This is a genomic window from Sediminibacterium sp. (genome assembly GCF_030695065.1).
Taxonomy (GTDB): domain Bacteria; phylum Bacteroidota; class Bacteroidia; order Chitinophagales; family Chitinophagaceae; genus Sediminibacterium.
Window position 1 is genome coordinate 162,005 of the sequence record NZ_JAUYTR010000023.1, and the last position, 11,586, is coordinate 173,590.

The 11,586-nt window shown below is 37.2% G+C and carries 13 protein-coding genes; 2 read left to right on the forward strand and 11 right to left on the reverse strand.

The genetic code is table 11. The annotated features are described in order from the left end of the window. Positions 1-5 precede the first annotated feature (5 nt). The 5 genes from pyrH to rplM all read right to left on the reverse strand — a co-directional run bounded on the left by pyrH (position 6) and on the right by rplM (position 3,520). Positions 6-722, reverse strand: coding sequence for a UMP kinase (gene pyrH, locus Q8S25_RS11555; protein ID WP_295187479.1), 717 nt, complete (start codon positions 720-722; stop codon positions 6-8). Between the two features lie 92 nt (positions 723-814). Beyond that, positions 815-1,651 (reverse strand): translation elongation factor Ts, encoded by an 837-nt coding sequence (gene tsf, locus Q8S25_RS11560; RefSeq protein WP_305537888.1) that lies wholly within the window; start codon positions 1,649-1,651, stop codon positions 815-817. Positions 1,652-1,684: 33 nt separating this feature from the next. After that, positions 1,685-2,587, reverse strand: coding sequence for a 30S ribosomal protein S2 (gene rpsB / locus Q8S25_RS11565; protein ID WP_305537890.1), 903 nt, complete (start codon positions 2,585-2,587; stop codon positions 1,685-1,687). Positions 2,588-2,644: 57 nt separating this feature from the next. Further along, on the reverse strand, positions 2,645-3,034 hold the full coding sequence (gene rpsI / locus Q8S25_RS11570) for a 30S ribosomal protein S9 (protein WP_295187469.1): 390 nt from the start codon (positions 3,032-3,034) through the stop codon (positions 2,645-2,647). A 42-nt stretch (positions 3,035-3,076) separates the two neighbouring features. Further along, positions 3,077-3,520, reverse strand: coding sequence for a 50S ribosomal protein L13 (gene rplM / locus Q8S25_RS11575; RefSeq protein WP_305537893.1), 444 nt, complete (start codon positions 3,518-3,520; stop codon positions 3,077-3,079). A gap of 188 nt (positions 3,521-3,708) precedes the next feature. Here rplM and Q8S25_RS11580 point away from each other — a divergent pair, with 188 nt between their 5' ends. Further along, positions 3,709-4,932, forward strand: a complete 1,224-nt coding sequence (locus tag Q8S25_RS11580; protein WP_305537895.1) for an amidohydrolase family protein — start codon at positions 3,709-3,711, stop codon at positions 4,930-4,932. A 9-nt stretch (positions 4,933-4,941) separates the two neighbouring features. On the opposite strand, the gene Q8S25_RS11585 is transcribed toward Q8S25_RS11580, so the two are convergent. The 6 genes from Q8S25_RS11585 to pheS form a co-directional block, all read right to left on the reverse strand. Continuing rightward, positions 4,942-5,913: a Brp/Blh family beta-carotene 15,15'-dioxygenase gene (locus Q8S25_RS11585; protein WP_305537897.1), complete on the reverse strand. Its 972-nt coding sequence runs from the start codon at positions 5,911-5,913 to the stop codon at positions 4,942-4,944. Beyond that, a complete protein-coding gene (locus Q8S25_RS11590) occupies positions 5,913-7,043 on the reverse strand; it encodes a lycopene cyclase family protein (RefSeq protein WP_305537899.1) in 1,131 nt (376 codons plus the stop codon). The genes Q8S25_RS11585 and Q8S25_RS11590 overlap by 1 nt, the downstream gene beginning before the upstream one ends. 61 nt (positions 7,044-7,104) lie before the next feature. Beyond that, entirely contained in the window at positions 7,105-7,842 is a 738-nt protein-coding gene (locus Q8S25_RS11595; protein ID WP_305537901.1) for a bacteriorhodopsin-like, read from the reverse strand. Between the two features lie 235 nt (positions 7,843-8,077). Further along, the gene (recO, locus tag Q8S25_RS11600) at positions 8,078-8,821 is read right to left on the reverse strand and encodes a DNA repair protein RecO (RefSeq protein ID WP_305537903.1); all 744 of its coding nucleotides are present in this window, start codon (positions 8,819-8,821) and stop codon (positions 8,078-8,080) included. A gap of 9 nt (positions 8,822-8,830) precedes the next feature. Next, positions 8,831-9,625, reverse strand: a complete 795-nt coding sequence (locus Q8S25_RS11605) for an acyl-CoA desaturase (RefSeq protein ID WP_305537905.1) — start codon at positions 9,623-9,625, stop codon at positions 8,831-8,833. 86 nt (positions 9,626-9,711) lie between these two features. After that, positions 9,712-10,764, reverse strand: coding sequence for a phenylalanine--tRNA ligase subunit alpha (pheS, locus tag Q8S25_RS11610; RefSeq protein WP_305537907.1), 1,053 nt, complete (start codon positions 10,762-10,764; stop codon positions 9,712-9,714). A 48-nt stretch (positions 10,765-10,812) separates the two neighbouring features. On the opposite strand from pheS, the gene Q8S25_RS11615 reads away from it, so the two are divergent. Continuing rightward, positions 10,813-11,586 carry a DUF4290 domain-containing protein gene (locus Q8S25_RS11615; RefSeq protein ID WP_305537909.1) on the forward strand — a complete coding sequence of 258 codons (774 nt, stop codon included), beginning with the start codon at positions 10,813-10,815 and terminating at the stop codon, positions 11,584-11,586.

Consider the following 11,586-nt stretch of genomic DNA (forward strand, 5'->3'; position numbering starts at 1 on the left):
GGTAACTAGCTTACCAAAGTACCTACATTGGCGCCTTCTACTACTTGAAGTAAATTTCCTTGAGTATTCATATCAAAAACAATGATGGGTAATTTATTCTCCATACATAACGTAAATGCAGTCATATCCATCACTTTCAGGTTTTGAGAAATACATTCCTGGAAGCTCAATTTTTCAAATTTAGTTGCAGTTGGATCTTTTTCTGGATCAGCACTGTAAATACCATCTACCCTTGTTCCCTTTAAAATAACATCGGCCTTCATTTCAATGGCTCTTAATGAACCCGCAGTGTCGGTAGTAAAATAAGGGTTACCAGTTCCAGCACCAAAAATCACTACACGTCCTTTTTCTAAGTGACGCAAAGCTTTTCTGCGGATATAAGGTTCAGCAACTTGTTCCATATTAATAGCACTCTGCAAACGAGTATATACGCCAATTTTCTCTAACATAGCCTGCATAGCCATTGCATTAATTACTGTTGCCAACATGCCCATATAATCACCGTGAGCTCTTTCAATACCACTATCGGCTTCATTCATACCACGGTAAATATTACCACCCCCAATTACAATTGCTACCTGAACGCCTAAATCGGTTACACGCTTAATATCATGCGCATATTGCTCTATGATTTTCGGGTTAAAAGGGTCTCCGTTTCTTTGATCACCTAATAAAGCTTCACCGGATAATTTAAGCAGGATACGTTTGAATTTTGGTAGCATGAGTTTGGTTTATTATTGACTAGTTTACAAAAGTACAAAAGCCCCTCCGATAAATGGGAGAGGCTTTTGAAAAAATATTGATGGAGTACAAATTATCCTAGCGCAACACGCTTGAATTCGGTAACAGTTACATTACCAGCACTCTTTAAGTAAGCTTCAACAGTAATAGCGCCATCTTTTACAAAAGCCTGAGCCAACAATGTATTCTCTTTAAAGAATGCATTCAACTTGCCTTCTGCAATTTTAGCAACCATTTCTTCTGGTTTACCAGCCATTTTAGGATCAGCTTTCATTGTTTCAATAACAATGGCTCTTTCTCTTTCAATGGTTTCAGCAGGAATGCTGTTTGCATCAACCGCTAAAGGATTCATAGCAGCAATTTGCATTGCTACGTCTTTACCAGCTTCAGCAGCTTCAGCATTTAAGCCTACTAGTACACCCATACGGTTTGCACCGTGAATATAAGATGCTACATAAGGAGCTTCAATTCTTTCAAACTTAGCAACCCCAATTTTTTCACCAATTGAAGCTAATTTATCATTGATTAAATCGGCTACTTTGGCACCATTGATAGATACCTCGTTTAATTCTTCAGCACTCTTAACATCGTTTGCAACAGCTGCATCCGCAATAGATGTAGCAAAGGCAACGAAATCAGTATTCTTAGAAACGAAATCAGTTTCACAGCTAATACATACTACAAATCCAACTTTGTGGTCTGCAGAAGTACGCGCTATAATCACTCCTTCTTTTGCTTCTCTATCGCTACGCTTTGCAGCCACTTTCTGGCCTTGCTTACGTAACCAATCAATAGCAGCTTCAAAATCACCGTTGGTTTCAGTTAAAGCTTTTCTACAATCCAACATTCCGGCACCTGTTGCCTGACGTAATTTATTTATATCGGCAGCTGTAATAGTTGCAGTTGACATAATTATTTCAATTTAAAAATTCTCAAATAAGGCTTATCTACCGCCACCACCTGCAGGTCTGCGATTACCGCCACCCGCTGGAGTACGACGCTTTGGTGCACCACCTGGTCCACCTGCTGGAGCACCTGTACCACGACCTCTTCCGCCACGACCAGCTTCAGATTGTGCTTCTGCTTCTAAACGACGAGCTCTTGCTTCATTTTCATTGTTGCTATCATCCGTTTCGTCTTCATCTTTAGATGCTTGACGCTCTGCTAAACCTTCAGCAATAGCAGCAACAATGTAATTGGTAATGATTGCAATAGATTTGGTAGCATCGTCATTTGCAGGGATAGCAAAGTCTACTTTATTAGGATCAGAGTTGGTATCAACCATTCCAAAAGTAGTAATGCCTAAACGCTTAGCTTCAGCTAAAGCAATATGCTCATGACCAATGTCTACTAAGAATAAAGCTGCAGGAAGACGGCCCAATTGAGCAATACCACCTAATACTTTTTCCATTTTATCCTTATCACGAGTAAGGGTTAATCTTTCTTTCTTAGTTAAGCTCTCAGCACTACCGTCTGCCAACATTTTTTCAATGCTCTGCATTTTCTTAACGCTCTTACGAACGGTATTGAAGTTGGTAAGCATACCACCTAACCAACGCTCTGTAGCATAAGGCATGTTTACACGTCTTGCACACTCAGTAACGATTTCTTTTGCTTGCTTCTTAGTAGCAACAAACATGATCTTCTTACCGCTCTTAGCAATTTGCTTAATGGCAGCAGCAGACTCTTGTAAGTAATCTACTGTTTTGTTAAGGTCAATAATGTGAATACCTTTTTTCTCAGCGAAGATGTAAGGTAACATCTTAGGATTCCACTTCTTTTTAAGGTGACCAAAGTGAACGCCGGCCTCCAATAGTTGCTGTTGTAGTGAAGTGTTATTTTCCATTGTGGTGAATTATATAATTTTTTAAAATTTATTTTCAGTAGATATTCAATACAACGATTAACGCTTACTGAACTGGTAGCTTCTACGTGCTTTCTTATGACCAAATTTCTTACGTTCAACACTACGAGGATCACGCTTAAGTTGACCAGCAGCTTTTAATGCAGGACGTAGTTCAGGATTTACTTCTAGCAACGCACGGGCAATACCCAATTTAGCTGCTTCAGCTTGACCCTTTAAACCACCACCAGCTGCATTGATAACAATATCAAACTTGCCTTCTAGTTCAGTTGTTTTAAGAGGAGCTTCTACTTGGTTTTGTAAATAAACCAATGGGAAATAAGCTTTGTAATCTTTGTCGTTTACAGTTATTTTACCTTCGCCCTTGCTAATGAAGACACGTGTTACGGCTTCTTTACGGCGACCAACTGCATTTTTTTGTTTTTCCATTTTGATTATGCTTGGCGTCTGGCATTACTACCAGACAATGTTTTAGAATTTAAGTTCCTTAGGTTGCTGAGCGGTATGAGGATGTGAAGTTCCTGCGTACACAAATAATTTTTTGATCATTTTACGACCTAATTTATTTTTTGGTAGCATTCCTTTTACAGCTCTTTCCATAATTACTTCAGGACGACGCTTTAATAAGCTTCCAGCAACTTCTTCTTTTTTACCACCAGGGTAACCAGAATAGTTTAGGTATACTTTGTCTTCTAACTTATTACCAGTGAAAGCAACTTTCTCTGCGTTTAGTACAATTACATAATCGCCACAATCAACGTGAGGAGTGTAATAAGCTTTGTTTTTACCGCGTAATACAGCAGCAATCTTAGATGCAATACGTCCCACGGTTTGATTAGTACCATCAACTACATACCAGTTGTGTTGAACGGTAGCCGCATTCGCATGCTTGGTGGTGAAATGAAGTTTACTCATGATTCTTTGTTTTAAGTGAAATCGGCGCTATCCCACCGATTAGAATATTCCCATTTTTTGGGAGGGCAAAGGTCTGATACTGCAATGGATAAACCAAGAAATTCAGGAAGTATTTTTACAAGCACATTTGTAACTAATTGATTATCAATAAAATTTTGCATAGCTTTTTTTAATCTACCTTTGTATTCATGGCTTATTTACAATTTTCGGGGCAAAATTTATTTGATGGAACCCAATTTTTAGGACCAGACCAGGTGCTGATTACCACAGCCGAAGGAATTATTAAAGCCGTAATACCCCTTAAAGATGCAGGAGAAAACGTTCAAGAGCTCAACGGAATTATTACACCTGGTTTTGTAAATGCCCATTGTCATTTAGAATTGAGTCATATGAAGGGTATCATTCCAGAACATACTGGATTGCCCGATTTTATTTTAAAAATTGTAAACGAAAGGCATTTTCCCGAAGAAAATATGCTCGAGGCCATTGCGCAAGCGGAAGCAGCCATGATGCAAGCTGGCATTGTGGCGGTAGGAGATATTAGTAATAATGCACTTACAACAATACAAAAGCAACAAGGAAATTTAGCTTATCACACATTTGTAGAAATAAGTGGTTGGAAGCCAGCAATCGCTGAACCACGTTTTGCAAATGCCTTAGAAGTATTATCGAAGTTTAGATTGATTGAAGCCGCCGCATCATTGAAACCGCTGAAGAATTTGAGCAATCCACTCAAAAGTTCATTCAGCCCTCATGCACCCTACTCGGTTTCTTCAGCACTATGGCAAATGATGATGCCGCATTTTGAAGGAAGTACAGTAACCATACACAACCAAGAAACTCCAGCCGAAAATGAGTTATTTATAAAAGGCACAGGAGATTTTGTACGAATGTACCAAGCTATGAATATAGACCAGACCCATTTTAGCCCAACAGGACAAAACAGTTTGCCGTCTTATTTCCCCCAACTAAAAAATGCAAAAAATATTCTATTGGTGCACAATACTACCACCAGCGAAGCCGACATGGATTATGCAAACCAATTGTCAAAGCAAAATTCACAAGATTTATATTATACCCTTTGCGTGAATGCCAATTTGTATATAGAAAATCAATTACCTCCCATTGAGTTACTTAGAAGTAAGAACGCAGCAATTGTTCTAGGAACAGATAGTTTGTCGAGCAACCACCAGCTGAGTATTTTAGCTGAGTTAAAAACAATAACAAAAAATTTCCCAACTATTCCACTAGCAGAAATGCTTAACTGGGCCACACTCAATGGCGCAAAAGCATTACAAATGGAGTCGCAATTTGGAAGTTTTGAAAAAGGAAAAAAGCCAGGGGTAATTTTAATTAGCCAAATAAAGAACAATCAAATTAGCGATCAATCTACAGTTAATAGATTGGTATAACGCAGCTAATTAATTGGTTGGTTTCTTTCTAATTTGAAAATACATTTTACTCATTACTTCTTGGTGGGGCAAAGTCAAAATAGAAATTCCAATAAACAAACCCATTAAGAAAAGGTCTACATTTTTATTCAAGTCAAAAAAATAAATCAAAGCAAAAATTCCGATAAAAGAGAAAAGTGTAAACGGAATACATTTAACTAAAAGCTTTAACCAAGATAATTCTTCTTTAATAGATAGATGTAAGCGAATATTTTCTAAAGAAATAATTGAGTGCCATAAACCAAAATAAATAGCAAAACTTAGAGGTAAAGAAAGGGTAAGAGAACTAATTGCTACAATAAATAATAGTACAAAGACTCTTTTAAAAATGGCAATCTCGGATGGGTGAGTAATCCAAGAGCCTATTAGTGCAATTAAAAAAAATAGGGACGCCCCAATCAAACTATAACTAGCAGCGGTTGGTGATTTTAAAAAACTAATTAAAGAAGGACTGAAGATATTAATTTGGTCTAATATGGGCAGGACTTCATTTAAATTCAAAAACAAAATCAAAAACAACACTAACAAACCATAGCTGGTTTGCAATAGTATGGTTGTTAACGAAGATTGAGTTGCAGGTATGGGTAAATCAGTTTCACCAAAATGAAATGCAGATAACAGTAAAAATAGATACAGTGAAATGGTAGGAAATAAAAACCAACAAATACCATAAACAAGCATTGGAGTCAAGTAACGAATGTAGAAGTTCAATTCAGAAAAATTTAGCTGATTAATTTTGCTGCTTTGCTTTGCAACTTCATGATCTAATGCTCCATGAGGAATTCCAGTTAAAACAACCAATACACCAAAAAAAATCCACTGAGAAATAAAAGGAATGGCTATAATGAAATGATGCATCAAAATAAACAAAGCAATCAAGACCACTTTTGTAATCAAAAGATAATGCCTAAAATATGCTTCTTGTACTTTGATGTTTTCCATTAAAATAGTTGTTTGATAAAATCTTTCTTAGGCAATTTAGCAAACAATAATGCTTCCTGAAATAAAGAACTGTCTTCGTCTAAAAAACGAAGAACATGTTGATACGAAACTTTGCGAAACAGCTGCATCAAAATAAACAATGCTTTGTTGGGATGGTATTTAAGCAACTGCAATAAAAGACGATCATAAAATTTGAAACGAGTATGCGTAAACTCGGCTGGTGCTTCCTTATTAAAAAAATGGTTCGCCAATAAAACACTATCTCGGTAAATTCTATTAAAAGCATATCCAGTAGTAGGCTTAACCATTCCAGCTGCAGTACCTATAGCAATGGCTCCTTCTTTAGTAAATCTTTTAAAAACAAAGTTGGTCATTGGTATACTAGCATGCTCTGTTTTCAAGATGGTGAAAGGGCAGTTCCAATTTTTCTGAATATATTTTTTTAATGCATCTTCAAAAAAATCAATACTATAAGCTTCAGCACAAAATCCTGTGATTTCTATTAGCGCATGATTCTCACTATAAGGCAAAACATAGGCAAAAGTTACCCCTTCGGCTTGTTCAATACTGAAGTCCATTAATGTTGCAGATGTTGCTTTGAACACCGGTTGCTCGGTATAAATTTCCCAACCAAAGAACTGCTGTTTTAAAAATAAATTGGTTTCGCTGGCAACAGACTGTTGATTCCAGAAACTAGAATATAAAGCTGTTGTGGAAACAATACCAGAATTGGTATGAATTACAAACTGGCTACCATTTTTCTCAACATGGGTTACAACATCATTGGTATAGTCAATATTCTGATGCTGCTTTATTTCATCAAAATGAAAATCAAAAAAAGTTTCACTCTTAATAAAACTATAGCGATAAGGTTCAATTATTTTTTCTTGGTTTCCTTCAGGAAACCCTATACTTAAGCTATTCCAAGTAGTATTAAAAATGGATTGATAGGGATGAACATTAGAAGAATGCCAAAAGCACCAAGATTTGCTTTGCAAATAAGTTTTATCTGCATCTAGTATTAAAATAGATTCTCCCTTATACTTCGCATGATGAATAAGCTGATGCATTAATTGCATGCCAGCGCATCCTCCACCTAAAATGACAATATCGTAATTGGTTGTATTCATAAAAAAAGGGTTGCAATAATCAAACTATTGCAACCCTATTATTACTTAAGCTTGAATGGAATTATGCTTTTTCTTCACTACGGCTTAAAGCGTAGATCACTAAACCAAATCCAATTTTGTTGATAGCATCGGCAATGTTGTAAACAATGTCCATTGCTTTTAATGCAGCTGCTGTATCAGCAACTGGCTGCCATCCAAATAAACCACCTGGAGTACCTAGGATATAACCTAATGGGTAAATAGCCCAACCAACCAATACAAACCAAGATAGAACTTTAGTAGCTTTTGCAACTTGTGCACCAGCATCTTGAGCAAGCTTGGCAACTTCTCCAAACCAAATTAAGTATACAATGTAGAAGTATGCAAGTCCAGAGATTACTCCCCAAATTACGCTACCATCGCGATCAAGTACTTCACCAATGTATCCAGTTAACAACATTACTAATGAAGCAAAAATCAGTTTCCATAATAGGGCAACTTTAGCTCCTGCTTTTTTAGTAATTAAGTAAAACTCAACACACATCAAAGGAACAGTCAAAATCCAATCTACATAACGGAAGAAAGTTGGAGATTCGCCTGTTTCTAAGTTGTAGCTTCTCATGTAGTAGTAGTGAACCGCAGCAATGAAAGTGATTAAACCAGAAACCAATAAAGAGGTACGCCATTTTTTGTCGGTATTATTTAATTCAAAGAAGAAAAATACCGAAGCAGCCATCATGGCCATTGTACCAATGAAGAAAGTAAACGCAACATAATTGTCACTGGCAATTGGAGTTGCATTCAGGAGGACTTGTAGCATGTTAGAAATTTTAAGGTTAAAGAAATGATTGTTTAAGAATGAATGACTACAAGTTAAACGCAAATATTGAAAAATGGTTGAAACCCACTAACAATAGGGATTACATCGTATTTAAAACTTTTATACTATTAAACCCCCTTATTACTTTTTTAAGCACAATCTCTTAAACAAACAGACGTAAATTGTTTTTCAAAAAAAATTTTGAAAAATGTAAAAAAAACTTCAGAAAAACCATTTAAGCCAACACTTCTTGCAAAATGGCATAGCTTTTCATTTGCCCAAAGCCAGGAATATGCAAGGATAGGTAGAGTTGATAGGCTTCTAATAATTGTCTACGAATGATTTTATTCAATTGAATATTTTCCAATTCATTATAAAAAGACAAATTAGAGATGCTGGAAGTTGTTTCGGCCAAATGACCTTCTAAATAATAGGGATGCAAAGGAATTCGCTCCACAAAATTCCCCTCTTGTAAATCAATTACCGGTGTTTTTGCACTAAAAGTTCCTTGTAATTGAAAGCCAAGTTCCGATGCTAAGTGTAAAGTAAAATATAAAGGAAGATTGCCCGTTAATGTAGCGTTGCCCTTGTCTAATTGTTTGAGTGTGTCTTCAATTAAATAGAATAATTCTGGATTGGCTTCTGGTTCTTTTAGGCTGTGCTGCAACAGCTCCATTACAAAGATGGCAACCGTATTTTTTACCACATTAAATAATACCGACTCGTACATATAACCCCAGCGGTACTCTTTAATGAATTGCAATTGCTTCATTTCATTGTGGTACACTTCTAATTCTAAAATAGCGGCAGGGCTAAAATAACTGGCTTTGCCTGCAGAGGTTTTACTAGTTTGCCTTACGCCTTTTACAATGTATTGTTGAATACCAAATAATTCGGTGTACACAGAAGTAATGATACTGGTGTCGCCATACTTGATGGTACGCAATACCACACCTTTTGTTGAATGCACCGTACTCATTGCTGCAATTTAGTGTGTTGCAGTCAAACCAGATTCAGTTGATGGTTGTGTAAGCTTTACTGGAGGTAAATGAACGGGGTTTAATTTGATAATGCCCACAGCGTGAAAGCCTCGCATAATTAAGAAAGTTAAATCGAACTCAAACCATTTCTTAGCAAAATTGGCATCGTCTTTTGCATAATGATGATTGTTTTGGAACAGTTCTCCCATTAATAAAATACCCCATGGTGAACTATTTTTAGAATGATCTCCATTATCAAAATTACTGTAGCCGTATTTATGACCGCACCAATTCACTACTGCACCTTGAATAGGACCCATCAAAAAGTGAATGGGCAATAATAAAAACCACCAAGCATTGGGTGCAAAGGCAATATAAAAACTGGTATAAGCCGCCATGAATACCAATCTAGTTAATGGGTGGTGGCCAAACTTGTCTAATTTGTCCCAAACAGGTAAATAATCTTTCGTGAATTTGGCATCTGGCAAGCGCTTTCCGGTTAAAAAGCTCCGAAATATTAAAATGGTGCTGCGCATCATCTGGTACACATCTTTAAAGAAATGCGGTGAATGTGGATCTTCCTCTGTATCACTGAATTCGTGGTGCATGCGATGCATTACGCCATATGCCCTTGGCACTAAATAAGAAGAGCCTTGAACAAACCAGGTACTTAAGTAAAAAAATCGTTCCCAATTTTTGCTTAACTCATACATTTTATGAGAAGCAAAACGATGTAGAAAAAAAGAATGAAAAAACAAGGACCCAAACCAATGGGCAAAAAAGAATACAAGAATAGCAAGCATAACAGGTTAATAAGTTGAATGAATATAAAACAATTCAACCAAGCATGCCCCAATATTCAAGTATTCAGTAAAAAGGCGTCAAAAGATTAAACAACGCCTGTAAACTGTTTTAAGAATCGAACGTCATTTTGAGAATACAAACGCAAATCGTTCACCTGGTACTTCAATTGGGTAATTCTTTCAACCCCCATACCAAAAGCAAAGCCAGTATATTTATTAGAATCAATTCCAAAGTTTTCCAACACTTTAGGATGTACCATTCCGCTTCCTAAAATTTCTACCCAACCGGTATGTTTGCAAATATTACAACCCTTCCCTTCACAAATTAAACAGCTAATATCCATTTCTGCACTTGGCTCTGTAAAAGGAAAATAACTTGGTCTAAAACGAACTTTAACGTCTTTACCAAACATTTCCTGAACAAAGAAGTACAAGGTTTGCTTAAGGTCGGCAAAGCTTACATTTTCATCTATATAAAGGCCTTCTACTTGATGGAAAAAGCAATGTGCACGGGCACTAATGGTTTCATTACGGTACACGCGTCCAGGACAAATTACCCGGATGGGTGGCTTTTGATTTTCCATTACCCTTGCTTGAACACTGCTGGTATGTGTTCTCAACAACCAGGTAGGGCCATTGCCATCTTCGGGTTTCTTAATATAGAAAGTATCCTGCATATCACGCGCAGGATGGTCTTCTGGAAGATTCATCGCACCAAAATTATGCCAGTCGTCTTCAATTTCAGGACCTTCAGCAACCGAAAAACCGAGGCGTTTAAAAATGGCAACCATTTCATTTCTAACCAATGTAAGTGGATGCCTACTACCAACAGATACGGCATCACCAGGGAGTGATAAATCTTGTGCAGATTTACCAGTGGAAGTAGTTGAAGCCCCTGCAAACTGATCTTGTAATGCTTGAAAACGCGCTTCTGCAAAGAGTTTGAATTCATTGAGAATTTGTCCAAACTCCTTTTTTTGGTCATTGGGCACATTGCGCATTTCGCCCATAATGGCTTTTACCAAGCCCTTAGTTCCCAGCCATTTTATTCTAAATTGTTCTACTTCGTCTGTGTTATTAGCTGTAAAAGCAGCGATAGCTAACTTATGATCATTAATTTGTTGCAAAAGCGATTCCATGTTGCAAATATAAAAACTTATATTTGTTGCTGCACCAAGCAATTTTACATGGAATATAATACCTCCAGGAAACTCCTGGGAATGAAGGAGTACGGAAGACACGTACAGAAGATGGTAGATTACCTCCTCACAATTGAAGACAGAGCGAAAAGACAACAACAGACACAATCTGTTATTGAGCTAATGGGATTTTTAAACCCACATCTGAAAAACGTAGAAGACTTCAGACATAAACTATGGGATCATCTTTTTTTCATCAGCAATTTTACGCTGGATGTAGACAGCCCCTATCCCATCCCACAAAAAGAAACCTATAAATTAAAACCAGAACCACTTCCTTATCCCAAGCGCAATCCAAAATATGCACACTTAGGAAAGAACCTAGAAGTAGTGATAGATAAGGCATTGAAAGAAGAAGATCCAGAAAAGAAAGTAGGATTTGCCAACGCCATTGCATACTATATGAAATTATCATATAGCAACTGGCACAAAGAATTGGTTCACGATGATGCCATACGTTCTGAGTTAGATCAAATTACTGGTGGTCAACTAGAATTCAGCAACACCCCTTATATCAAGCACCGCAATCAACCATTTGAGCGAGATGATTATCCAGCACGAAGCGGAGGCAGATGGAAGCAAAACTTTGGTGGAAGAAATAATAGAAACCAAGGAGGTGGCCAACAACGAAACGATCCAAGAAATGGCGGCGGACAACGCAATGATAGAAACCAAGGTGGTGGTCAGCGCAACGATCCAAGAAATGGCGGCGGCAGTAATCGCAACGACAGAAACCCAGGTGGATTTAAGAAGCGCTATTAA